Consider the following 25,369-nt stretch of genomic DNA (forward strand, 5'->3'; position numbering starts at 1 on the left):
ACTGCTGGGCCGGTTTTGCTTATCAAGCGGCTAGTTAACTCGCAGCCAGGGCATCCAGTCCACGGGCTAAATCACGCTGAATGTCTTCCTGGCTTTCTAACCCTACCGCGACTCGGATCAAGCCAAGGGCGATACCGGCAGCGGCCTTTTGGTCATCAGAAAGACGCCCATGGGTAGTGGTGGCCGGGTGGGTAATCGTGGTTTTAACATCACCTAAATTACCCGTTATCGAAAGCATGCGAGTCGCATCAATTACCTGCCACGCGCCTTCCTGACCGGCCTTCACTTCAAAGCCCAATACGGCGCCGAACCCCTTTTGCTGCTGTTTGGCCAAGGCGTGCTGTGGATGATCCTCCAGGCCGCTATAGAACACGCGGTTCACCGCCGGATGTGCATCTAACCAGCGGGCAAGGATCAAGGCATTTTCACAATGCGCTTTCATACGCAGTGATAGTGTTTCCAACCCTTTGGTGAATATCCAGGCATTGAAAGGGCTCAAGCACGGGCCGCAGGTACGTACCACACCGAACACTTCTTCAAGCAGCGCATGGCTCCCCACTACTGCCCCGCCAATGGCACGGCCCTGCCCATCCAAATACTTAGTCGCCGAATGGATGACTAGGTCAGCACCTAGCGCCAACGGCTGCTGGAGGGCCGGTGTGAGGAAGCAGTTATCAATTGCCAGCAGCGCGTCGTGACGTTTGGCCAACGCGGCCAGGGCCGGAATATCGGCAATTTCAGACAGCGGGTTCGAGGGCGTTTCGGCAAACAATAGACGCGTTTTGGGCGTGATCGCCGCTTCCCATGCAGCGGCATTGGAAAGCTCGACATAACGCGTGGTAATACCAAACTTGCCTAAATACTTATCGAACAGACTAACCGTTGAGCCAAATAGCGACCGGGAGGCCACAATTTCATCCCCTGCGGAAAGCAATGCCAACGCTGTCGACAGAATGGCCGACATGCCCGAACTGGTGGCAACACAGCGCTCGCCGCCTTCAAGCGCCGCTAGGCGACGCTCAAAGGTATGCACTGTCGGGTTGGTAAAGCGTGAATAAACATTACCCGGCTCTTGGCCACCGAACTTACGCGCCGCTTCTGCAGCGCTTTCATAGACAAAGCTCGAGGTCGGAAAAATAGGCTCCGAGTGCTCCTGCTCAAAGGTGCGCTGATGGCCTGCCCGGATCGCCAGTGTCTCTAATGACCATTCATCCTGGTGACCGTCTTCCTGATGATTGTCATCATGCATAAGGCTTCACTCCTAATCGTCCAGGTCATCGTCTTGATTGTGCATATCGACAAGAGCGTGATCGCCAGCACTCTGATCCTTGGCAGAATCATTACGGCTAGCTTCAAGCGCGGCCAAATAAGCGTCGTCGATATCGCCGGTGACGTAGTTGCCGTCAAACACCGAGCAATCGAACTCTTCCATTTCAGGATTCACTTCACGACACGCCGCTTTTAGATCTTCCAGGTTTTGATAGAAGATGCGGTCAGCCCCAATTAAATCACCGACCTCATCTTCGCTACGGCCATGGGCAATCAGCTCAGACGCGGCGGGCATATCGATGCCATACACATTGGGGAAGCGAACCGGCGGCGCCGCCGAGGCAAAATAGACCTTACGCGCACCCGCATCACGGGCCATTTGAATAATCTGCTTACAGGTCGTGCCGCGCACGATGGAGTCATCCACCAGCAGCACGTTCTTGCCTTTAAACTCAACGTCGATAGCGTTGAGCTTTTGACGTACCGATTTCTTCCGCTGAGTCTGCCCCGGCATAATAAAGGTACGGCCAATGTAGCGGTTCTTCATAAACCCTTCGCGATAGGTCACCCCAAGGTGCTGTGCCATTTCGAGGGCAGAGGTGCGCGACGTGTCTGGAATAGGAATGACCACATCAATATCATGATCCGGCCATTCATTGAGGATTCGATCACCCAGCTTACGGCCCATCTGCATCCGGGTACCGTAAACATAGGCACCGTCCAGCAGCGAGTCTGGGCGCGCTAAGTAAACATGTTCAAAAATGCACGAGCGAAGCAGCGGACGATCAGCACAGACTTGAGTATGAATATTGCCTTCGATATCTACAAAAATAGCTTCACCAGGCGACAGATCACGCTCAAGCTCAAAGCCACCGACATCCAACGCAACGGATTCGGAGGCGATCATAACCGCTTGACCGTTTTCCTCTTCGCGGGTACCGAAGACTACCGGGCGAATACCGAAGGGGTCGCGGAACGCCACCATGCCAAAGCCATTAATAATCGCCACGGCGGCATAGCCACCTTTACAGCGACGGTGAACGCGACGCACGGCGTCAAAGATGTCTTCCGCTTCCAGGTGTAAGCCTTGCTTACCCAGCTCATGAGCAAACACGTTGAGCAGCACTTCAGAATCGGAACTGGTATTGATGTGGCGTAAATCGGTCGAGAACAGCTCCTGTTTCAACTGCTCGGAGTTGGTCAGGTTGCCGTTATGCGCCAGCGCAATACCATAAGGCGAGTTGACATAGAACGGCTGCGACTCTGCTTCACTTGATGAGCCTGCCGTCGGATAACGTACATGACCAATGCCCAGGTTGCCTTTCAGGCGAGCCATGTGGCGGGTGTGGAATACGTCACGAACCAATCCGTTACTCTTGCGCAGTAAGAAGCGTCCCTCGCTCCATGTCATCATGCCGGCAGCGTCCTGGCCACGATGCTGAAGTACGGTCAGGGCATCGTAGATTCCCTGATTTACCGCCTGTTTGCCTAGAAGGCCCACTATACCGCACATTCACGTTACCTCGCTTAATGCCATGGCTTACCTAAGTCACTTACCTAAGCAAGCCCGTACGTTCGTAGAATCGACTTCAGTAACAGGTCAATCACCTGTCGGGATAACTTCACGTTCCGCTGCACTAGGCAGGCGCAACGCAGGCAGAGAAATATCTCGTAGTGACGACGGCGCATCAGGCAGCTCGCGATCCCACTGGTTTAACTGACTCACCGCCCAATCGCGCAGTTGGATAAAGGTCGGCCGCAGCTCCGCCTGTTGCCACGCCTGTAGCTCAGATAACGGGGTGAGCGTAATCAGCACCGTCGCCACAAGCAAAACAACCGCCCCGCGGGCAACACCGAAAGCGGCCCCCGCCACGCGGTTCAAAAGCCCCATGCCCACCCACTCAACCGCGGCATGCACTAAACGAATCACAATGCCACACAGTAAAATGACGGCAAAAATTACCAGCACGAAAGCGAGCACCAGGCGGGCATCAAAGCTTTCAATAAACCCGCTCATCAGTTCCGCCACCGGCTCGGCGAGCACCCGGGCCACCATTAACGCGACGACCCAGGCGGCCAGTCCCAATGCTTCGCGTACAAATCCTCTTACGAAACCGGCTAGCATTGATAACGCCAGCACGGCCAAGAACACCGCATCAATCCATGTTAACGCCATGGTTTAGTCTCTTACTCGAACAAGAAGGCCCTGAACATTGGCGCGTTCTTTGATCGAGGACATGGCAGATTCACCGTCTTCGGAGGTGGCATAGGGGCCAACAAATACAGTGGTCATATTGTTATCACGCTCACGTTGATAAACGCTAAACCCCTCTTCTGACAGTTGTGCGCTGAGTCGCTGGGCATTCGCTGGCTCACCGAAACTGCCCACTTGCACCGCCCACTCCCCTTGGGCGCTGGAAGAAGGACTAGAAGCGCTTTGTGACTCGCTTCCAGAGCTGCTTTGACCACTGCCACTATTGGTGGCAATTAAATCAGCGATGGGGTCGCTATCAGGAGTAGACGGCGCCTCGTCGGGCTCACTGGAGCCTGCCGCTTCTGCGCTAGAAGGTGACTGGTTTGAAGCAGCGATTTGATCGGTTTGCGGCGCTCGCGGGTTGGCATCAATAGGGGTAGAGCCGTCGTCACTATCGTCACTGGGTGCTGAAGATAATGCGGGTTCATCAATGGTTGAGGGCCTTTCTGGCGCGGGTACATTACGACGCTCCACCTCAACCGGCTGCTCAATGACAAAGCTCGGCTGGGGACGCTCTTCTCTAGGTGCCGGGTCACTCATTAGCCACGGCACAAAGATCGCCAGCAGTGCGAGCAAAATTACAATACCGCTAATGCGTTCGGTTTTACCGTATTTCATTTCCGTCTCCATCAAGCGACGCGGCGCCTGTTGGCAGTGGCCGAGCTAGCAGTGCCGCTACAGTAAAGAACGACCCGGTGGCCAAGACACGATCATTGGGCGTTAACACCTTAGCGAGCCAATCGGCGCCAGCGTGCGGCGACTCTGCGCAAAAGTGCACCCGCCCTCCCTGAGCTATAATACGTTGCGACAACTCACTTGCCAGGCAACCTCGTTCGCCTGTCAGCGACACGCACACCCAATCGCTGATGCGGGCTGATAATGCCTGTATGACACCGTCAATATCCTTATCATTCAACATGCCGATAAGGCCCCACTGCTGGCCCCCTTCGGGCGGTGACGGTAAGTGGCGAGCGACGTACTCGGCGGCATGCGGATTATGCCCCACATCCAGGCACCATGGACCAATCCATTGTAGCCGCCCAGCCAGTTGCACCGTCGCGAGCCCTACTTTTACATGAGCGGGCACCAACGCCATTCCGGCAAGTACGAGCGCTTGTAATGCAGTCGCCGCATTATCGATAGGCAGCCCAGGGTCAGGAAGCGCGTCAACGACGATGCTCGTGCCATCCGCTTGCTGCCCCTGCCAGCGCCAATTGGAATACTCTTCACCCATGGTTTGGTGGGTAAACTGCTGCCCTAATGCAAACTTAGGCGCTGCTAACGACTGTGCGCATTCGAAAACGCTTACTGGTAACGCTTGACTGCCTAATACGGCTGGCTTGCCAGCACGGAAGATACCGGCTTTTTCGCGCCCAATCTGAGCCAGATCGGTGCCTAAAAAGTTAGCATGATCCTGAGCAATCGTGGTGACGATGGCTACATCTGCATCAATGATATTGACCGCATCAAGTCGACCGCCAAGACCTACTTCAAGTACCGCAAGATCAAGTTCTGCGTTAGCTAAGCACCACAGACCGCACAGTGTGCCCGCCTCAAAATAGGTCAGGCTGATTTCATCATCCTGCAAGCGTGCTCGCTCAACGTGCTCAAAACCTTCTACGAGCAGTTGATCTTCAGCTTCCTGACCGTCGATTTTGATGCGTTCGTTGTAGCGCAATAAGTGGGGTGACGTATAGGTACCCACCCGCCAACCGTGGGCACGGGCAATGCTCTCGATCATGGCAAGGGTTGAGCCCTTGCCATTCGTTCCCGCCACGGTAATAACGCGGGGAGCAATCGGGCTTGAAAGCAGCCTCATACGCTTTGCCACTTTGGAAACTCGCTCCAGGCCCATATCGATTCCGACCGGGTGCAACGTTTCCAAATGTTGAAGCCATTGGTTTAAAGACAAGGGCGACAAAGAGTCTGGCTGCAAAGAATCAGGCATTGCGTGTATGGTCGTCACTCTTAGCGGTAGAGGAAGTGTCCTTCTTAGCTGGCTCAATGCTTTCATAAGTGACGTCAGCAGTGTCCGCTAACGCTGCCTCTTCGACGATAGGTTCTGAAACGTCCGCATCATCCGTCGACAACGAACTAACTGGCGTAGCATCGTGATGAGTCAGTTTACGCAGCACACTGCCCACGCGGGCACGCATTTCATGACGATGAACGATCATATCGACAGTGCCATGCTCAAGCAGAAACTCACTGCGCTGGAACCCTTCTGGTAGAGTTTCACGCACTGTTTGTTCGATGACCCGTGGGCCAGCGAAGCCAATCAATGCATTGGGTTCGGCAATATTTAAATCACCAAGCATAGCCAACGAGGCTGAAACGCCGCCAAAGACAGGATCAGTAAGCACTGAAATATACGGCACTCCCGCCTGCTTGAGCTTCTCAAGCGCCGCAGAAGTTTTGGCCATCTGCATCAACGAGAAGAGCGCTTCCTGCATACGCGCACCGCCCGAAGCTGCAAAACACACCAGTGGAATATTCTCTTCCAGTGCGAGCGTAGCGGCGCGCACAAACTTCTCGCCTACCACCGCCCCCATTGAGCCGCCCATAAAGGTGAACTCAAAGGCAACCGCTACTACAGGCAAACCGTCCAGCTCACCGCGCATGGCCACCAGTGCATCTTTCTCACCGGTATCTTTTTGCGCTGCAGTCAGGCGGTCTTTGTATTTTTTAGAGTCGCGAAACTTCAATCGATCATTGGGTTCGATTTCCGCCGCGATCTCTTCGCGTCCTGCTTTATCCAAGAACCAGTCCAAGCGTTTACGCGCCGTCAAGCGCAGGTGGTGATCGCACTTGGGACAGACGCTATTGTGTTTCTCTAACTCAGGAAGATAGAGAACCGCTTCGCACTTGGGACATTTACGCCAGAGGCCGTCGGGAACGCTAGCGCGACGGTCTTTACGCTGGATACGACCCATGGAGGGTACGATCTTGTCTAACCAGCTCATATCAAAAAGGCTTCCGTTATACGTCAACGCCTGGCAAAACCAGGCTTGATGAGTGTCGTCAAACTGTTAAGTATAGGCGATAAAGCATTTAGCTTTAGGCATCCATCGCCGTACGCATTTCTGCTAATACACTTTTCAACTGGCCCGCAATGGTTTCCGGCGCATCCAAGCTTTCGGCGATACGGTTAACCAAGGCGCTACCTACAATTACACCATCGGCGACTTTAGCCACTTCCGCGGCCGTAACGCCATCACGAATGCCAAAACCAACGCAAAGCGGCAAATCGGTCATCCCACGCAGTGAAGCCAAGTGCTCGGCTACGTCTTCGGCATTCAGGGTGGCAGCGCCTGTCACGCCTTTCAGCGAAACATAGTATAAGTAGCCCTCGCCATGGGCGCATATTGTAGCGGCACGCTCGTTAGAAGTGGTAGGCGCAACGAGAAAAATCGCCGCTAAATCACGAGATTTCAGCAATGGGCCAATTTCATCGGCTTCTTCCGGCGGCATATCGACAATCAAAACGCCGTCGACGCCGACACTGGCAGCTTGGTCAGCAAAGCTCTCGTAACCAATACGCTCAATAGGGTTTAAATACCCCATTAACACAACCGGCGTCGTGGTATCGGTTTGGCGAAACTCTTTGACCATCTGCATCAGGTCAACCAGCCGTGTTCCCTGCTTTAACGCACGCTCACAGGCTTTTTGAATCACTGGGCCATCGGCCATTGGGTCGGAAAAAGGCACGCCAAGTTCAATGACATCAGCACCGGCGTCTACCAGTGCGTGCATAAAGCCCACCGTATACTGCGGTGCTGGGTCCCCTGCGGTGATGTAAGGGATCAGAGCCTTGCGACCCTGCTGTTTAAGTTCACTGAAACGCTGATCAATACGGTTCATTCTCGCCCTTAAAAAAGCTGACCTTAAAATTCGATGCCATCAATCTTAGCAACGGTCATGATGTCTTTGTCGCCACGCCCAGAAAGGTTGACCACGATATGTTGGTCCGGACGCATGGTAGGTGCCAATACCTTGGCATGGGCCAGCGCATGCGCCGACTCAAGAGCGGGCATAATGCCTTCCATATGCGTCAACTCACGAAACGCTTCCAGCACTTCGTTGTCGTTAGCCACCACATATTTAACACGGCCAACATCCTTCCACAGGGCGTGCTCCGGGCCTACGCCCGGGTAATCCAGGCCAGCTGAAATAGAGTGAGTGTCTGACACCTGACCAGCTTCATCGGACATTAAATAGGTGCGGTTACCGTGCAGCACACCGCGCGGGGCGTTGGACGCCAGCGGTGCCGCGTGGCGGCCCGTTTCAACCCCATCGCCACCGGCTTCTACGCCGTACATAGCAACGTCATCATCTTCAACGAACGGATAGAACAGCCCCAGGGCATTCGAGCCGCCCCCAACACAGGCAATCAGCGCATCTGGCAAACGGCCGATCTGCTCCAACGACTGGCGACGCGCTTCACGGCCCACGACCGCGTTAAAATCACGTACGAGCAGCGGATAAGGGTGTGGGCCAGCCACGGTACCGATGATATAGAAAGTGTTATCAACGTTGGTGACCCAGTCACGCAGCGCTTCGTTCATGGCATCTTTAAGCGTACGCGTACCGGACTCTACCGGAATCACCCGTGCGCCCAGTAAGCGCATACGATAGACGTTTAGCTTCTGACGTTGGACGTCTTCCGCCCCCATATAAATATCGCACTCAAGCCCAAGGCGAGCAGCAACAGTAGCGGAGGCAACGCCATGCTGGCCCGCCCCCGTTTCAGCAATAATGCGCGGCTTACCGGTTTTCTTTGCCAGTAGCGCCTGGCCGATGGTGTTGTTGACCTTATGAGCGCCGGTGTGATTCAGGTCTTCCCGCTTCAGCCAAATCTGTGCGCCACCAAGGCTTTCCGACCAGCGTTTGGCATGATAAAGCGGCGACGGGCGCCCCACATAGTGGGCAAGATCATAGTCAAACTCAGCTTGGAAGTCGGGGTCATCACGTAAGCTGAAATATGTTTTTTCCAGCTCTTCCAAAGCAAAGCTGAGGGTTTCTGACACAAACCGACCGCCGTAGGGGCCAAAATGACCACGGGCATCCGGCATTCGGGTCAGGTCACTGAACTTTGTTTTCAGTACAGTGTTAGAAACGGTTTCAGAAGCGGTCACAGAGACACCTCACAAGATCGCCAGAACAGGCAACCAATAAATGAATCAACTTAACAACGTAGCTCGATAAAATACCCATAGGCAACATACATGAACTGCGTCTATCTAAACGTGCGCAAAGAGCGCTAACAGGCGTCGGCTAATGCCACATGACGAACGAAAGACGCCATCTTATCGGCATCTTTACAGCCGTGGGAGGCTTCAATACCGCCGGATACATCCACTGCATAAGGCGCTACTTGGCGCACAGCGTCAGCGATATTATCAGCACTCAACCCACCGGCGAGGATAACAGGTTTTGCTAGATTTGCGGGGATTCTCGACCAATCAAAGGTCTCCCCTGTGCCCCCCGGCACTCCCGGCCGGTAAGCATCTAACAGCAACGCCTGAGCCCCATGATAGCGTTCAGCTTCATGCGCTAAATCTATTTCATCGCGCATGCGTAGCGCTTTCATCCACGGAAGCGAATAGCGCTGGCAGGCGTCGGGTGTTTCGCTGCCATGAAACTGGAGCATATCTAAATAGGGCAGACAGCGCTCAATCAGCTCATCATCCTGATCTACAAACAGCCCTACGCGGGTCACAAATGCTGGCACGCGCGCTGAAAGCACCGCCAGTTGCTCGACATCCACACTACGGGCACTGCTCGGCCACATCACAAAACCTAAGGCATCCACCCCTAGCGCCACGGCACGATCAATATCCTCGCCGCGGGTGAAACCACAGAACTTAATGCGCGTACGGAGTAACGGCAACGTACTCATATAGACGCCTCCTGTTCAGGGTTAATTGCCGTATTGCTAAGCGAACGGTTGCGACGATAGGCGACCCGGGGCGTATCAGGGAGCTCGCGCTCGCCTGTCCACTCGCCGGTAAATGCGAGTAATTGCGGCCCTAAAGGCTCCTTAGGCAAATCAAAGCGCTCATCGTACACCGAATCAACAAAATGCAGCCCGCAGGCGGGCGCCGTGACATCGCCTTTGCGACGGTTTTGAAGCGCTAAAAGTTCACCAATATAGGCTTCTTTTTGAGCACCGCGGCCAACGCTCACCAGCGCACCGGCAATATTGCGGATCATATGGTGCAGGAACGCATTTCCTTGAATATCAATCATGACTAGCTGGCCGTAGCGCTTTACGTCGACAAAGTGCATATGCCGCCAGGGGGTTTTTGATTGACAGCCAGCGGCACGGAAGCTCGAAAAATCGTGCTCCCCTACCAGCGCCTGAGCGGCTCGATGCATGGCATCGGCGTCTAACGGATCTCGGCACCAGGTCACATTGGCGCGCTCCAGTACGGGGCGGCTAATCTGGTTCAGCAAGACGTATCGGTAGCGGCGCCCCAGGGCGCACAGGCGTGAATGAAAGTCGTCGCCCACTGGTTTCACCCAGCGCACGGCTATGTCGCGAGGTAACTGGGTGTTGGCACCAAAAATCCAGGCTTTCTCAGAACGCCCCGCGGTGGGGTCAAAATGCACGATTTGGCGCGTTGCATGCACTCCCGAATCGGTGCGGCCGCTGGCATGCACCTGAATAGGCTCATTGGCCACCTTGGACAATGCAGCCTCTAACGAAGCCTGGACAGAGGCGGCGTGCTTAAGGCGCTGAAAGCCGCAGTAATGGGTACCGTCGTACTCGATACCCATCGCCAAACGACCCGTAAGCGGAATTTTCTCATCGAAGTGATAGAACAGCGTCATCAAGCCACATCATTTTGAAGATTTTGAAGGTTCGCTATTATCCAGGCCTCGCGGCTTGAATGCTACCTCTTCAATTTCCCACTCCTCTTCAATCGGCCGATGCGGTTGTTTTGCAGGGGAAACAGTTTCGGCGTCAGGCTGACTGGCGAACTCTACCGTAGGCTGCATTGGGGTTTCGGTGCGCAGGCCTTCTTGGCTACTTGGCGTGTTCATTAAAGTGGGCGGGTGATAATCGATAAAGCGATGCCCGGCATCCTCAGACCCTTTGGGGGCGCGTTCGGTTGGCTGTACATGATCAACAGGTGCCGCTGGCTCAGCCGATTTTAAGTCAGCACTGAGAGAAGCCAGCAACAAACGCATGGGCGCTGGGCTTAGTGGCGGCGCTAATGACAAGTGATCAGAACCGTTATCGGGGGCAACATGCAGACCTAAGCGACGCTGACGTCCTTGCTCAGCCAACCCGGATGCCTGGCTTTTTTCATAACTATTCTCATAGCTATTTTCATAATTTGTTTCATAACTGTTTTCATAGCGAAGCGTGTCATCTTGCTCGGGCGTTTGCGCTTGCTCATCAATTAACCACTGATCGGAGTTCGCCGTTGACGCTGCGCTGGTGTAAGAAATCTCGGGTTCGTCTTCGATGGCGACCTGTGGCTCGCTTTGTTGATGTGGCTCTTCCACGTCGTCATCATTCGCCTGGATTGGGTACGCAACAGGAACAGCCTCAGGCATCTGCGCTGTCTTAGAGGCTGCTTTAGGCGCTGCACCAGGCGTGACTGTTGGCTTTGTTACTGGCTCAGGGACATCGTCCCAGGTCTCTTCACGTCGCTTGCGTAACCACACCAATACTCCCAGAAGCAGCGCGATGGCAGCTAACGCGAGCGGCCACTGATAACGCTCAACTAAGGCAGCCACTCCCGGGCTGCCCATCTCATCCATGCTGGCAATGAGTGGTTCGGGTGACTGCTCTTGAGCAGCCAACGCATCGCTCAACGCCTGAGTTAGCGAGGCCACTTCACTACGCAGCGCATTAAGCTCGGCACGCATTAACGCGCGCTCTTCCATTACCTGCTGAAGCGTCGCTTGGCTTAGGCGCAGCTGCTCGGTTAATTCTGCCCGGGTTAGCGCCTCGGGCTCGTCGGCAGCCTCTTCCAGTGCAGCTTGGTCATTTACTGCGGGCTCGTTTGCTTCTCGCTCATTTTGTTCAGCGCCACCCGCGGCAAGCGCGCTGTCTGGCTCAGCTGCACCAGTAGACTCAAGGGTTTGGCCAGCAGCTATAGCAATGTTTGAAACCGCATCCTCTTCAACGTCAGGTAACGGCACTGTCTCCAATGAGCCGTTGCGGCGAGCGCGCCAGGCTTCATTCATCGCTTTTATAGCGGCGTCAGCATCAAGATGGGAGCGCGCCAAAATTCGCTCAGCATCAGGGACACTCAGCGTTTGGCCTGCACGCATATCATTTATATTGCCGCTAGGAAAGACGTCTGGATTGGCTTCCAGTAGCGCCACCATCATCTGCTGAACGCTAGTTTGAGGGGGTTTAACGCGCTCTGCGACGCCCCATAGCGTATCGCCGCTACCCACATACGCGCTGCTGCTGCCATTTCCACGCTCGCTTACCACGGGTGGCGCCGCTGATCTGGCTTCAGCCACCGGAGGAGTCGCTGCGTTACTCGTTGTTGGCGCAGCGTTGGGAGCAGCGCTTTGGGCCTGCCCTTGCTGCGAATAGCCCTGGGGATCAAACAGCAAAGTGATGTCACGAAATTGTTGGCCGCCCGGAAACTCAACCGCCAGCAGCAGGTCAAGCCAAGGCTCCTGCATCGTTTGACCGGAGCTTAAACGCACTTGTCGTTGCCCTTGCTGCTCTACAATCTGGGCACGAACACTTGCAGCTAGAGGCGTCCATTCAAGGCCCGCCGCGGCAAAATCTTCCGGCTCGGCAACGCTGACTCGGATATCGTCAAGAGCGTAGTCACTGCTTTCCAACAATGGAATGGAAGCATTTAGAGGCGCATTCAGATACGAGCCGACACTCGCCTGCCCCAGCCCAACGGCTAGTGCAAAAGGACTCACTGCACTCAATGAGAGCCATGTAATCCATGTCAGTGTCTTTTTCATGAATGATCCCTGATCGCCTACTTACTTTTTTACCATGGATACAAGCTTATTGTATTACGTCTTTTTTATCATAACTTAACGAAATAAAGCCGTATTTCCCACTACCGTGATTAATAGCAGCGTAAAAAAACGGGAAGCTGCAACCAGCTTCCCGTCTTCGACTAGCGTATAACAGCGAACAATTACTGTTCCCGCAGAATCTTCAGCATCCGCTTAAGGGGCTCTGCTGCGCCCCACAGCAGTTGGTCACCGACGCTGAACGCGGAGAGGTATTCACCCCCCATTTGCAGCTTACGTAGGCGGCCAACCGGCACCTGTAGCGTACCAGTGGCAACGGCAGGTGTTAGGCCAGCAATGGTCGCATCCTTATCGTTCGGGATCAGCTTGACCCATTCGTTGTGCTTGGCAATGCGATCTTCGATCTCATCCAACGGCACATCGTGCTTCAGCTTGATGGTGAACGCCTGGCTGTGTGAGCGCATTGCGCCAATACGAACACATAGGCCATCGATGGGGATCGGATTGTTGCCGAGGCCAAGAATTTTATTGGTCTCAACACTGGCCTTCCACTCTTCACGGCTCTGACCGCTTTCCAGCTTGCTATCGATCCACGGTAGCAGGCTACCTGCCAATGGTGCGGCGAAGTTATCGATCGGGAAATTGCCACCGCGCATTGCGGCGGTTACCTTGCGATCGATATCCAGAATCGCACTGGAGGTATCCTTCAGCTCTTCACCAACACTGTCGTGTAACTGCCCCATTTGGTTGAGCAGCTCGCGCATGTGCTTAGCGCCTGAGCCAGAAGCCGCCTGATAGGTCATGGAGGTCATCCATTCAACCATATCGGCTTCAAACAATCCGCCCAAGCCCATCAACATCAAGCTTACAGTACAGTTCCCGCCAACAAATGTTTTGGCGCCCTTGGATAGCTGGTCATCGATAACCTTGCGGTTAACCGGATCCAGCACGATCGTCGCCTCATCTTCCATACGCAGAGTGCTAGCGGCGTCAATCCAGTAGCCTTTCCAGCCTGCGTTACGCAGATCTTTGTAGACTGGCTTGGTGTAGTCACCGCCCTGGCAGGTGACAATAACATCCAGCGCTTTGAGCGCTTCAATATCGAAGGCGTCTTTAAGCGGAGGCACATCCACACCGATATCGGGGCCGGGCTGGCCAACCTGGGAGGTGGTGAAGAACACCGGCTCAATGCCGTTAAAATCACCATCGTCCAGCATGCGCTGCATAAGTACAGAGCCCACCATACCGCGCCATCCCACGAAACCGACTTTCAACATATGAAGTCCTCCTGCAAAGAATGAGTCTCTATATTATACACACTTCTTTACGCTGATTTTTGAAACCACATTGACCAGTGGTGTAATAACGACTGCGTAATCCAGGGCGCCGGGGATAGGTCGTAGAGGGGGTCATTTGCCAGGGCCGTGAAATGCGTCCATGCAATCACGGCATTTCCGCCATCCATGGCGGTCAGTGGCAAATGTAGCGCCCATGGAGGGGTTCACAGCGCCCCCTCGTAGGCCTATCGCCGGGATAGCCCAGCCAACGTCACTTACTGCTTAGCAAACGCCGCCAACACTGCATCACCTATGGCATCGGTGCCGATGGTCTGCATGCCTTCTGAGGCAATATCCGCCGTGCGCAGGCCATCATCCAATACGCTGCCGACGGCGGCTTCAATACGCTCCGCCAGTGCATTTTCATTTAGTGAGTAACGCAGCATCATGGCCACCGAGAGCATCATCGCTAAGGGATTAGCTACATTCTGACCAGCGATATCCGGCGCGCTGCCGTGGCAAGGCTCATACATGCCCTGCCCACTTTCGTTGAGCGATGCTGAAGGCAGCATGCCGATAGAACCGGTGAGCATAGCGGCGGCATCAGAGAGAATATCGCCAAACATATTGCCGGTGACCACCACGTCAAACTGCTTCGGGGCACGTACTAGCTGCATAGCGGCGTTATCCACATACATGTGGGTAAGCTCTACGTCCGGATACTCCGGCGCCAAACGCTCCATGACTTCCCGCCATAGAATGGTGACTTCCAGCACATTGGCTTTATCAACTGAGCAAAGCTTCTTGCCACGCTTCTGAGCCATTTCAAACGCGACACGGCCAATGCGCTCGATTTCGCTTTCAGAATAAATATAGGTGTTAAAACCTACGCGCTCGCCATTACGGACTTCAATGCCGCGGGGTTGGCCGAAGTAGATCCCGCCTGTCAGCTCGCGAACGATCATAATATCCAGCCCGGCGACCAACTCAGGCTTGAGGCTTGAAGCGCTGGCGAGCTGCGGATAAAGCATAGCTGGGCGCAAATTACCGAATAAACCCAGGTTTTTACGCAGGCCCAACAGCCCTTTTTCAGGACGCTTGGAAAGATCTTCGATTTTATCCCACTTGGGGCCACCTACCGCGCCCAGCAAAATAGCGCTGGCCGCTTTGGCTTTTTCCAGAGTTTCCGCGGGCAGCGGCTCCCCATGAACATCGTAGGCAGAACCACCCACCAAGCCCTCTTCTACTTCAATATCCAAGCCCGCTTCTTGGCAAGCTTTTAACAAGCGTGCCGCCTGGGCCGCAATCTCGGGGCCAATACCGTCGCCCGGCAGAAGCAATACTTTATGGGTCATGCTGAATCCTTAGCGTTTAATTATAGAAGGCTGGCTTACGCAGACTGACGAAACAACCACGGACGCGCCGCTTTATGCTTCTGCTCAAAAGCACGGATGGCGTCTTCGTCTTTCAGCGTCAGGCCAATATCGTCCAGCCCTTCCAACAAGCAGTGTTTGCGGAACTCATCCACGTCAAACTCTAAAATCTCGCCGCTGGGAGTAATCACCCGCTGATTCTCTAGATCCACATCCAACTGGTAGCCTTCGCTGGCGTCCACCTCGGTGAACAGGCGATCCACCACGTCTTCTGGGAAGGTGATTAGCAGAATGCCGTTTTTGAATGAGTTGTTGTAGAAGATATCGGCAAAGCTGGGGGCAATCACCACTTTGAAACCGAAATCTTCCAGCGCCCACGGCGCGTGTTCACGAGAGCTACCGCAACCAAAATTGCGCCGCGCCAGCAATACTTCAGCGCCTTTAAAGCGCGGCTGATTCAAGACGAAATCTGGGTTCAGCGGACGCTGCGAGCAGTCCTGGCCCGGCTGACCTTCATCCAGGTAGCGCAGTTCATCAAACAAGTTAACGCCAAAGCCGGTACGCTTGATCGACTTCAAAAACTGCTTGGGGATAATCAAATCGGTGTCGACGTTAGCGCGATCAAGGGGCGCTACCACGCCTTCAAAACGTTCAAACTTTTTCATGGCTTAGGCCTCCTGAGCGTGAGTGGCATCGTTAGCGGGTAAGCTGCGAACGTCAACAAAGTGACCGGCGATCGCCGCTGCCGCTGCCATGGCGGGGCTGACCAAGTGCGTGCGGCCGCCATAGCCCTGGCGCCCTTCAAAGTTGCGGTTGGAAGTAGAGGCGCAGTGTTCACCCGCGCCCAACTTATCCGCGTTCATGGCCAAACACATCGAGCAGCCCGGCTCACGCCACTCAAAACCTGCTTCAATGAAAATTTTATCCAAACCTTCCGCTTCCGCCTGACGTTTCACCAAGCCAGAACCCGGCACCACCATGGCCAGCTTGATCGAATCAGCCACTTTATTGCCCTTGGCGACTTTGGCGGCTTCACGCAAATCTTCGATACGCGAGTTAGTGCAAGAGCCGATAAAGATTTTATCCAGCTTGATATCGGTGATTTTCTGGTTGGCCTGAAGACCCATATATTCCAGCGCGCGGGTATGACTGCGCTGCACGGTTTCATCCAGCGCTGCGAGCGGATCAGGCACTTGGCCTGAGATACCGGTGACCATTTCTGGGCTGGTGCCCCAACTAACCTGCGGCTCGATCTCTTCAGCCTGCAAAGTAACCACTTTATCGAACTGCGCATCGTCGTCAGACACCAGATTGCGCCAGTCTGCCACGGCGGCTTCCCACTGCTCAGCAGTCGGCGCGAAGGGGCGCTTGCCAAGGTAATCAATGGTGGTGTCGTCCACGGCAATCAAACCTACCCGAGCACCTGCTTCGATAGCCATGTTGCACACTGTCATGCGGCCTTCCATGGAGAGCGAGGCAATTGCGCTGCCGGCAAACTCAATGGCGTAGCCGGTGCCGCCAGCGGTGCCAATCTTGCCGATAATCGCCAGCACCACATCTTTGGCCGTCACACCGAGGCCTAGCTCGCCTTCCACACGTACCTGCATATTCTTCATTTTTTGCGCCAACAGGCATTGGGTCGCCATGACGTGCTCGACTTCCGAGGTGCCGATACCGTGGGCCAAAGCGCCAAAGGCACCGTGAGTCGCGGTGTGGGAGTCGCCGCACACTACGGTCATGCCCGGCAGTGTTGCACCCTGCTCGGGGCCCACCACGTGCACAATGCCCTGGCGCGGGTCGTTGATTTTGAACTCTTCAATGCCGTACTCAAGGCAGTTGTCGTCCAGGGTCTGTACCTGAATCAGCGATACCGGATCTTTGATGCCGCTGTTGCCTTCAGCGCGCTCTTTAACCGTAGTGGGCACATTGTGGTCTGGTGTTGCCAAGTTGGCATCCAGGCGCCACGGCTTACGGTTTGCCAGGCGAAGCCCTTCAAACGCCTGGGGCGAAGTCACTTCATGAAGCAATTGGCGATCAATGTAGATTAACGCGGTGCCGTCATCGCGCTGTTTCACCAAGTGCTGATTCCAAAGTTTGTCGTAAAGCGTTTGGCCTGACATGTGGCTCTCCCGGGCAGTGCCCTGCTAGTTCGGTATGGCAGCCTCTGTGTGCTGCTTATATGGCGATAGCAAGAGTGTCACGCGACTCGCGCATAAAAGCAATTCATGTTATTCATAGTTTAGATTCCATATTGGAATACCTGATCAGAGAGCCTCAGTGGATACTCAAAGCCTCCAAGCATTTATGGCCGTGGCCGATACCCAAAGCTTCTCACGTGCCGCGGAGCAGCTTCACCTTACCCAGCCGGCCATCAGCAAACGCATTGCTACTCTGGAATCCCAGGTGGGCACTCGGCTGTTTGATCGCATTGGTCGGCGCATCGCGCTAACCGAAGCCGGTAATGTTCTGCTACCCCAAGCGCGGCGCATTCTGTTGACCGTGGAAGATAGCCGCCGCGCCCTGGCGAATCTTTCGGGCCAAGTTGGCGGTAAATTAACCCTGGCTACAAGCCACCACATTGGCCTGCACCGCTTACCACCGCTCTTAAAGCAGTACACCCAACGCCATCCGGAAGTAGAACTCGATCTTCACTTTTTGGATTCAGAGCAGGCTTACCAAGGCGTCTTGGATGGCACACTGGAAATGGCGGTGGTAACACTGGCGCCCCACCCTCATGAGCAGCTACAGGTTATTGAACTGTGGCGTGATCGGCTCTGTTTTACCTGTGCTATTGACCATCCACTCGCCTCTCATGCCAAACCCCAAGCTCACACTCACCAAGAAGCGTTATCGCTTTCCGCGTTGTGTAATTTTAATTGTGTGATGCCAGGGGCCAAAACGTTTACCGGTTCGTTGATTGCACAGCGCTTCACTGAAGCAGGGTTAAAACTGCCGGTCAGCATGGCAACCAACTATTTAGAAACGCTCAAGATGATGTGCAGCGTAGGCTTAGGCTGGAGCCTGCTACCGGAAAAGATGGTCGATAGTGAGCTAGTAGAGCTTAACGTCGATACTCCCCCTATCCATCGCCCGCTAGGGTATTTGGTGCATACCAACCGGACGCTTTCCAACGCAGCGCGTCGCATGATTGAGCAGCTAGAGGCAGCACGGGAGAACAAAGAAGCTCAATAAAGCGCCTTATTCATCAAAGGTTACTGCCTCAACCAAAGTTATTGCTGGTCGTACTGCGCAAATGCTTCTTTACCGGTTAGCTGCTTGGTTTTTTCCGCCAAAGAGTAGTAAGTAGGTTTTTGCTCTATAAATATCTGCTCGGTTATTTTCCACGCATCAGTGCTATCCAGAAGGCCAACGGGAAGCGCATAGTGCCCATTCTGCTTTAACCGATAAAACAGGTGCGTACCGCACTGCCGACAAAAACCACGCTCAGCCCAATCTGATGAATTGAACGTCGCTATGTGCTCTGCGCCTTTAAAATCCACATCCCCTGCAAAGTCAACGGCAAACATCGGGCCACCTCCCCACTTTCGACACATCGAGCAGTGACAAACGCCGACATGGTTGCTTTTGGTGGTAACAGTGACGCTAACAGCGCCGCAGAGACAAGCTCCCTGATGAGAAACAGCCATTATCACAGCTCCTTCTAAATTTGTAACATTGTGTAAATAAAAAAGAATTTTCTGATGCATCAGCTGTCGGAAAACTCATCACCACAAAATAGCTTAAAAGTGACTAGCACTATTTTAAGAACCAAAAAAAATCTCTTAGAGAAAGGTATCCATCTCTTTAATCCCCCTATAAGTGCCGCTCTCATAGGGGTCTGATGAATTTTATCAGCTGTTTGGCTGATGATATCCCTCTTCAAGTTCACGTTTTATTCCAATATTTACTTAAAGATACTCCTATACACTAGAAATATACATTTGATTACAAATCTGTGGTCATTAGCTTTCTGGGTAGGAGTATCACCATGCAAAATCGTCCTAGCTCCCTACTGCCGATTTGCCTGCTCGCCTGCTTAACATCGGGCGTAGCGTATGGGCAAACGACGACCGATGCGCAACGCGAAGCATTAGTTATCCAAGCACGCCAGGGAGCTCTGGAAACATCAATCGACGGTTTAAAAACGCTTTATTACCAAACACGCGATATTCGTGTTCGTGAGGATTTGGTAGCACTGCTGGTGCGAGCCGGGCGCCATCAGGAAGCACTCGCCGTTTGCGATTGGTGTCTAACAGAAAATTACAGCGATTCAGAACTCGCCAACCTAGCAGGGGCGGCACGCAGTGCAGGTGATTACGATCAGGCGCTGGAACTGTTTCGAGCGCTCACCTACCGTGATCCTTCCAACGCTCAGGGATGGCTAGGACAGGCGTTAGTCCATACGGATATGGAAAATTATACCTTGGCGGATATCTCTCTACAGCAATACAACCAAGTAGCGGGTACAACGACGGCAGGCCTTGAGGCAAGGGGCTACTTAGCAGCACGAACCGCCAATGCCACGCAAGAACTGGATGCCCGCCAATCCTTAATCGCGGAAGACCCCAGTAATACGAGTGAGTTAAATGCCCTTTATCGGCTGGCGGTAGGCTTGGGTGCTAGCTCTGCAGCACGCCGTATTATGGAAACGAACCCTGAGGTTTTCAGCGATAGTGACCGCCTATGGCTTACTTATTATGAAGGGGTAACCGATATACGCCTGGGTATTCACACTGATCAACCCTCAAGAACCCGCAGCGGCTTAGAACAGATGAATATTGTTCTGAGCACGCCGAACGCCCCCCAGGAGCTCATTACCATTGCCGAATACGACAAGGTAGTGGCTCTAGCTGAATTACGGCGCTTCTCTGAAGCTGAAGCGCTGGCGGTGAGACTAGAGAATCAACACGGCCAGCTACCCAGCTACGTTGCTCGCGCCAGAGCCCATGCGCTTAATGGTATGGGCCGCCCAGAAGAGGCCATCACGCTTTATGAAAACCTGATTCGGCAATCCCCCAAGCAGGCCACAAACCCTGACGACCCGCTTAATGAAGGGTTGTTCTACAGCTATACCGACGCCCAGCGCTTTCGTGATGCGGATAAGTTGCTAGAACAGTGGCGTGCCAGTGAGCCCGAGCAGCGCTTGGACTTCACTCAAACCGTTCGTATCGAAAACCCCAACTACCAGAAAGTATTACTGTTAGAGGTGCTGCTTGATGCCTGGCGCGGCCGTGAAGCTGAGGCCAGCGAACGCCTTGCCGCTTATCAAGCTCAAGCGCCAGCTGACCCTTACTTATGGATCATCAAAGGTGATATCGAACGCGACAGAGGCTTGCCAAGAAAGGCCGAGGAGTCTTATCAGCAAGCGATGCCCTTATTACCCCCTGATCGGCAAGAAGCCGCCGAGCATGGCGTATTGCTTTCGCGGTTACAGCGTGGCCAATGGAAAGGCACGACCAGCGAGATCGCTACCGAAATTGCAACCGCACGTCCAAGTGCATCACGGGACGATATGGCCCGCGAGTGGCGAGAACAGCGTGCACCGCAACTAAGCTCCACCGTTGAGCGTAGCAAAGGCCAAGGTAGTGGCACGCAGGCATCTCGTGAGTGGCGCTATGAAGTACTTTTGGAAGGGCCCCGTAATGACAACGGTTCCCGCCCTTTTGCTCAGCGCATTGGCCAGTATGGGGAGTTTGAAGATGAGGATCTTTATGCTTCTTACAACGTGGCGGGTTACGAATGGAACCTTCACCCCGCCACGGTAACGCTGGCGGCAGGCCATGGGTCTCAGCTTAACGAGGACTTCCTGGCGCTCGCCGAACTGCAGTACGCCCCAACGGATCACATCACCACGACGCTGGGTGTCGAAATCAACACCACCGATACACCGCTGCGGGCGCTGCGGGACGGCATCAACGCCGACCGCTACCGAGCTGAAGTGGCCTATCGAAAAGACGAGCGCGGCGCTGGTGCGTTCGGCGTCATGGCCACCGACTTTGAAGATAGCAACCTTCGGCAGTCTGTATACGGTTACTGGAATCAAACGCTCTACCACCTGGATCGCTGGCAGGTTAATGGCGAGGTTCAAGCTTCTGCATCACGCAACGATGACGTTGAAGCCAGCTATTACAATCCAGAGCGCGATGCCAGTTTAGCAGGCGTCCTGTCAGTTAATTATGAGATGCCGATCGATTACCGGCAGTCCTTTATCCAAACCGTTTCCCTAGGTTCAGGCCGCTACTGGCAAGAAGATTTCGACAGCGAAAACACTTGGTCAATTGGTTACCAACATAGCTGGGAGTTAGCCCCCAACGTGAACTTTGAATACGGCATCGCCCGCGAAAGAGCCGTCTATGACGGCGTTCCTGAATACGACAACGTTATTTCAGCCGGTTTTGTATGGAGATTCCTATGACACTCTGGCGCGTCATTATAATGAGCGCGGTTCTGCTGGTGATCGTCAATATTCAGCAGGCTCAGGCCGCACGCTCAGTGGATGATTATGTGGTGATCAGCTACCACGATGTCGTGGATTCCACGGTCACTCCCGATCTAGATATCTATTCACAGACGATTACACGTGGCCGACTCATCGAACACTTCAACCTGATTGCCTTAGGCGGCTATCAGCCAGTGAGCCTACAGCAGATCATCGATGCCAAAGCGGGCGGGCAACCCCTGCCTGAAAAAGCGGTACTGCTGACGTTTGATGACGGTTATCGCAGTTTCTACGATATTGTTTTCCCGCTGCTCAAGCTATACGACTTCCCTGCGGTGCAGGCAGTGGTCGGCAGTTGGCTGGATGTGCCAGCAGGCGGACGAGTGCCTTACGGCAAAATCACCCTCCCCCGCGAACGCTTTCTATCCTGGGAACAAGTTAAAACCTTGGATGAATCACCGCTGGTAGAAATTGCCTCCCACACTTACAACCTTCACTACGGCGCTGTCGGTAACCCGATGGGCAATGAGCAAGCAGCGGCGGTGACTAGCATTTGGAACGCGGGCAATGGTTATGAAAGCGAAGCGGACTACATCGAACGCATACGCAATGATATGGCACGGACGCAGCAGCAATTCCAAGAAAAAATAGGCAAGAGCCCGCGCGTGATGGTATGGCCCTACGGCGCTTACAGTGAAGCGACGCTCAATATCGCCGCCGAATATGGCATGAAATACACCTTCAGCCTACTCGGTGAGCCTAACCAGCTTAACGATTCCATGCGCAGTATGAACCGCTACCTGATTGACCAGGAAACCACCCTGGAAACAATTGAGGAGATTCTCTCTAACCGTGTTTGGGATAATGAAGACCTGCGTATCGTGCACGTTGACTTGGATTACGTGTATGACCCGGACCCCATTCAGCAAGAACAAAACCTGGACCGGTTGATTGAGCGCATTTCACGCTACGGCGTTAGCACCGTTTACCTTCAGGCCTATGCTGACCCGGATGGCGACGGTGTGGCCGATGAACTCTACTTTCCCAACCGCCATTTACCGGTCAGAGCCGACCTTTTCAACCGGGTTGCTTGGCAGTTAAAGAAACGTGCCAATGTGAAGGTGTACGCATGGATGCCGGTACTATCGTTTGATCTGGGGGATGGTTATCAATATGTCACCGATGTAAGAACCGGCAATGAATCTCCAGACCACTACCGCCGACTCTCGCCCTATGTGATCGAGAACCGCAACACCATTCGTGAGATCTACTTAGACCTTGGCCGCCTAACCAAGTTTGACGGTCTGCTATTCCACGATGACGCCTTCTTGACCGACTTTGAAGATGCTAGCCCCGCGGCATTGGACGCCTATGAGCGGGCGTCGTTACCCCGCGATATTAACGCCATTCGTAACGACGAAAACTTGATGGCCACCTGGGCCCGCTTTAAGGGAGAACACCTGACCGATTTCACACTAGAGCTGGAGAAAGCAGCTAACTACTATCGCCAGTCCGACAACAAGGTATTCACGACCGCTCGCAACCTGTATGCCGTCACGGTGATGGAGCCGCGCAGCAAGCGTTGGTTTGCCCAAGACATGCAGAATTTCGCCTCGGCTTACGACTTCGTTGCCGTGATGGCCATGCCCTATATGGAAAAAGCCGAGAACCCCAACCAGTGGCTAAGAAGCCTAGCCCGGCGTTCGCTGGAACAGGTTAGCGCTGACCAACTGGTGTTCGAGCTACAAGCTCAGGATTGGCACACCCAAACCCCCATTCCCAGTGCAGAGATAGCCCAGTGGGTACGCATACTGCGCGAAGAAGGCATTAAAAACATTGGCTACTATCCGGATGATTTTCATCAAAACCATCCTGATATCAATGTGATAAGACCGGTATTTTCCATCGGACGTCGATTCAGGGCCATCCCATGAACATACTCGACCACCTAGCCATCTTTACCCTCGGCTACCCCAGCCTGATGGCAACCATATGGATATGCGGGGGCATCTACTTTTACGTTCACTGGGAGCGCAAGCAGCCCTGGCCCACCACCTTCACGTGGGATGAAAATGCCCCGAAGGTAACTGTGCTGTTGCCCTGCTATAACGAAGGGGCCAATGTGGATGAGACGATTTATCACCTCTTTAAACAGAATTACCCGTTCATGGAAGTTATCGCCATTAACGATGGCAGCAAAGATGACACTGCCAGTCGGCTTGACGCCTTAGTACTTCAATACCCCGCCCTAAAGGTGCTGCATCAAGCTAACCAAGGCAAGGCCAGCGCCATGAACAACGGTTTGAGCCAAGCCACCGGCGATATCATTGTAGGCATCGATGGCGATGCGATACTCGACTACGACGCGATTGGCTATATGGTCAGTCACTTTCTCAGCAGCCCAAAGGTCAGTGGGGTTACCGGCAACCCACGGGTCAGAACCCGCTCGACCGCCATTGGCAAGATCCAGACCGGTGAGTTCTCCGCCATCATCGGCCTGATCAAACGCGCCCAGCGCATCTATGGAATGGTGTTCACCATCTCAGGGGTCATCTGCGCGTTCCGGCGCAAAGCGCTGGAAGAGGTCGGTGGCTGGAATACCGACATGATCACCGAAGACATCGATGTCAGCTGGCGCTTACAGCTGGCAGGCGGCCAAGTTCGCTATGAACCCAGGGCCATGTGCTGGGTACTGATGCCGGAAACGCTACGCGGGCTTTTTAAGCAGCGGCTGCGTTGGGCGCAAGGTGGCGGCGAAGTGTTCCTGCGCTATTTCACGCAAACCATTCGTTGGAAAAACCGCCGCTTCTGGCTGCTGATGCTGGAGTACATTGTCAGTGTGGTGTGGTGTTACTCAGTGATTACTTTGCTTTTTGCTTGGCTGGTTTCTCAGTTCTTTGTGCCCATGTCGTGGCCTATCACCGCTACGCTGCTCTCCTATTTTGGCAGCATCCTCATCGCTATTAGCTTCATCCAGTTCACCGTCAGCTTCTATATCGACAGTCGCTACGACAAAGAGATATTCCGCTGCGTTTACTGGAGTATCTGGTACCCGTTCGCCTATTGGATTCTCAATATGGCGACCGTTGTAATTGCCTTCCCGAAAGCTATGCTGCGCCAAAAGGGAAGGCTCGCCACATGGACTAGTCCTGACCGAGGGGAGCAATTCAATGAACAATAAACTGGTGCCCGTCATCATCGACAACCCTTGCCAAAAAAGCTGGGGCTATCGAACACGCGATATCTTAATCACACTCGCCACCCTCGTGCTGTGGATGTTGGTCATGACCAGGATGTATATGTTCTTCATCGTGGAAGAAGCGATTGTGGAACAGCTCTATTCCTCGGTCATGATCAAGGTGGTATTAATCGGCTTTGTCGTCACCTTCCTAACCTTTCACTTTTGGGCGGTTTACAACCGATACCTCTACACCAGCTACCTAAAACGCCAACTGCGCCACTTCCAGCAGCCAACGCTGACAATAGAGAACGACATGTATAACGAGATGGATAACGAAATCGAAAGCTACCAAATGCGCGAACAAGAAAAAGTCGGCATAACCAACCAAGCAACCAACTAAGACCGCCAGCATCCATTCAGGCCGCCTATGGCCTGAATGGAACGTACTTCCTTCTTCGCGTGGGCAGGCGACTCAATCTTCCCGCTCATGCTCTCCGCCTTTGTTAGTATAAAAGATGGGGGCTTAAAGCCTACTGACCCTAGCGCAGAATTATGTACTCATCATATGCGCGTACCGAGTAAGCCCAACACAACCATTAAGGTTAC

At 53.9% G+C, this 25,369-nt stretch carries 21 protein-coding genes; 5 read left to right on the forward strand and 16 right to left on the reverse strand.

The window, feature by feature from the left end; genetic code table 11:
* Nucleotides 1-34: 34 nt before the first annotated feature.
* From ACWI0H_RS12335 to leuC, 15 genes are all read right to left on the reverse strand, one after another.
* Entirely contained in the window at nt 35-1,249 is a 1,215-nt protein-coding gene (locus ACWI0H_RS12335) for an O-succinylhomoserine sulfhydrylase (protein WP_485873571.1), read from the reverse strand.
* Between the two features lie 12 nt (nt 1,250-1,261).
* Nucleotides 1,262-2,782, reverse strand: a complete 1,521-nt coding sequence (purF, locus tag ACWI0H_RS12340) for an amidophosphoribosyltransferase (protein WP_485873572.1) — start codon at nt 2,780-2,782, stop codon at nt 1,262-1,264.
* Between the two features lie 87 nt (nt 2,783-2,869).
* On the reverse strand, nt 2,870-3,445 hold the full coding sequence (locus tag ACWI0H_RS12345; protein ID WP_485873573.1) for a CvpA family protein: 576 nt from the start codon (nt 3,443-3,445) through the stop codon (nt 2,870-2,872).
* 3 nt (nt 3,446-3,448) lie between these two features.
* Nucleotides 3,449-4,141, reverse strand: coding sequence for an SPOR domain-containing protein (locus tag ACWI0H_RS12350; RefSeq protein WP_485873574.1), 693 nt, complete (start codon nt 4,139-4,141; stop codon nt 3,449-3,451).
* Nucleotides 4,128-5,471 carry a bifunctional tetrahydrofolate synthase/dihydrofolate synthase gene (gene folC / locus ACWI0H_RS12355; protein ID WP_485873575.1) on the reverse strand — a complete coding sequence of 448 codons (1,344 nt, stop codon included), beginning with the start codon at nt 5,469-5,471 and terminating at the stop codon, nt 4,128-4,130. The genes ACWI0H_RS12350 and folC overlap by 14 nt, the downstream gene beginning before the upstream one ends.
* Nucleotides 5,464-6,486 carry an acetyl-CoA carboxylase, carboxyltransferase subunit beta gene (gene accD / locus ACWI0H_RS12360; RefSeq protein ID WP_101145447.1) on the reverse strand — a complete coding sequence of 341 codons (1,023 nt, stop codon included), beginning with the start codon at nt 6,484-6,486 and terminating at the stop codon, nt 5,464-5,466. Before accD ends, folC begins: the two co-directional genes overlap by 8 nt.
* Nucleotides 6,487-6,580: 94 nt before the next feature.
* Nucleotides 6,581-7,384, reverse strand: a complete 804-nt coding sequence (trpA, locus tag ACWI0H_RS12365; RefSeq protein ID WP_485873576.1) for a tryptophan synthase subunit alpha — start codon at nt 7,382-7,384, stop codon at nt 6,581-6,583.
* Between the two features lie 23 nt (nt 7,385-7,407).
* Nucleotides 7,408-8,595: a tryptophan synthase subunit beta gene (trpB, locus tag ACWI0H_RS12370; protein ID WP_045812255.1), complete on the reverse strand. Its 1,188-nt coding sequence runs from the start codon at nt 8,593-8,595 to the stop codon at nt 7,408-7,410.
* 188 nt (nt 8,596-8,783) lie between these two features.
* A complete protein-coding gene (locus ACWI0H_RS12375) occupies nt 8,784-9,422 on the reverse strand; it encodes a phosphoribosylanthranilate isomerase (protein ID WP_336274357.1) in 639 nt (212 codons plus the stop codon).
* Entirely contained in the window at nt 9,419-10,357 is a 939-nt protein-coding gene (truA, locus tag ACWI0H_RS12380; protein WP_485873577.1) for a tRNA pseudouridine(38-40) synthase TruA, read from the reverse strand. The genes ACWI0H_RS12375 and truA overlap by 4 nt, the downstream gene beginning before the upstream one ends.
* A gap of 9 nt (nt 10,358-10,366) precedes the next feature.
* Nucleotides 10,367-12,475, reverse strand: coding sequence for a type IV pilus assembly protein FimV (locus ACWI0H_RS12385; protein WP_485873578.1), 2,109 nt, complete (start codon nt 12,473-12,475; stop codon nt 10,367-10,369).
* Between the two features lie 182 nt (nt 12,476-12,657).
* A complete protein-coding gene (gene asd / locus ACWI0H_RS12390; protein WP_336274354.1) occupies nt 12,658-13,770 on the reverse strand; it encodes an aspartate-semialdehyde dehydrogenase in 1,113 nt (370 codons plus the stop codon).
* 275 nt (nt 13,771-14,045) lie between these two features.
* The gene (gene leuB, locus ACWI0H_RS12395; RefSeq protein WP_485873579.1) at nt 14,046-15,125 is read right to left on the reverse strand and encodes a 3-isopropylmalate dehydrogenase; all 1,080 of its coding nucleotides are present in this window, start codon (nt 15,123-15,125) and stop codon (nt 14,046-14,048) included.
* Nucleotides 15,126-15,160: 35 nt separating this feature from the next.
* Nucleotides 15,161-15,808, reverse strand: coding sequence for a 3-isopropylmalate dehydratase small subunit (gene leuD, locus ACWI0H_RS12400; protein ID WP_176303695.1), 648 nt, complete (start codon nt 15,806-15,808; stop codon nt 15,161-15,163).
* A 3-nt stretch (nt 15,809-15,811) separates the two neighbouring features.
* Nucleotides 15,812-17,263 carry a 3-isopropylmalate dehydratase large subunit gene (gene leuC / locus ACWI0H_RS12405; protein WP_336274351.1) on the reverse strand — a complete coding sequence of 484 codons (1,452 nt, stop codon included), beginning with the start codon at nt 17,261-17,263 and terminating at the stop codon, nt 15,812-15,814.
* Between the two features lie 157 nt (nt 17,264-17,420).
* Between leuC and ACWI0H_RS12410 the strand changes: the two genes are divergently transcribed.
* Nucleotides 17,421-18,335, forward strand: coding sequence for a LysR family transcriptional regulator (locus ACWI0H_RS12410; RefSeq protein WP_485873580.1), 915 nt, complete (start codon nt 17,421-17,423; stop codon nt 18,333-18,335).
* A 38-nt stretch (nt 18,336-18,373) separates the two neighbouring features.
* On the opposite strand, the gene ACWI0H_RS12415 is transcribed toward ACWI0H_RS12410, so the two are convergent.
* Nucleotides 18,374-18,790, reverse strand: a complete 417-nt coding sequence (locus tag ACWI0H_RS12415; RefSeq protein WP_336274349.1) for a GFA family protein — start codon at nt 18,788-18,790, stop codon at nt 18,374-18,376.
* Between the two features lie 341 nt (nt 18,791-19,131).
* Between ACWI0H_RS12415 and pgaA the strand changes: the two genes are divergently transcribed.
* From pgaA to ACWI0H_RS12435, 4 genes are read left to right on the forward strand one after another with little or no spacing between them, the layout of a single operon-like run.
* Entirely contained in the window at nt 19,132-21,558 is a 2,427-nt protein-coding gene (pgaA, locus tag ACWI0H_RS12420; RefSeq protein ID WP_485873581.1) for a poly-beta-1,6 N-acetyl-D-glucosamine export porin PgaA, read from the forward strand.
* Nucleotides 21,555-23,516 (forward strand): poly-beta-1,6-N-acetyl-D-glucosamine N-deacetylase PgaB, encoded by a 1,962-nt coding sequence (gene pgaB, locus ACWI0H_RS12425; protein WP_485873582.1) that lies wholly within the window; start codon nt 21,555-21,557, stop codon nt 23,514-23,516. The genes pgaA and pgaB overlap by 4 nt, the downstream gene beginning before the upstream one ends.
* Complete coding sequence (pgaC, locus tag ACWI0H_RS12430) at nt 23,513-24,763, forward strand: poly-beta-1,6-N-acetyl-D-glucosamine synthase (RefSeq protein ID WP_485873583.1); 1,251 nt, start codon at nt 23,513-23,515, stop codon at nt 24,761-24,763. The genes pgaB and pgaC overlap by 4 nt, the downstream gene beginning before the upstream one ends.
* On the forward strand, nt 24,753-25,163 hold the full coding sequence (locus ACWI0H_RS12435) for a hypothetical protein (RefSeq protein WP_336275275.1): 411 nt from the start codon (nt 24,753-24,755) through the stop codon (nt 25,161-25,163). Before pgaC ends, ACWI0H_RS12435 begins: the two co-directional genes overlap by 11 nt.
* The last annotated feature ends 206 nt before the right edge of the window (nt 25,164-25,369 follow it).

This window comes from Halomonas sp. NYA30 (genome assembly GCF_976980765.1).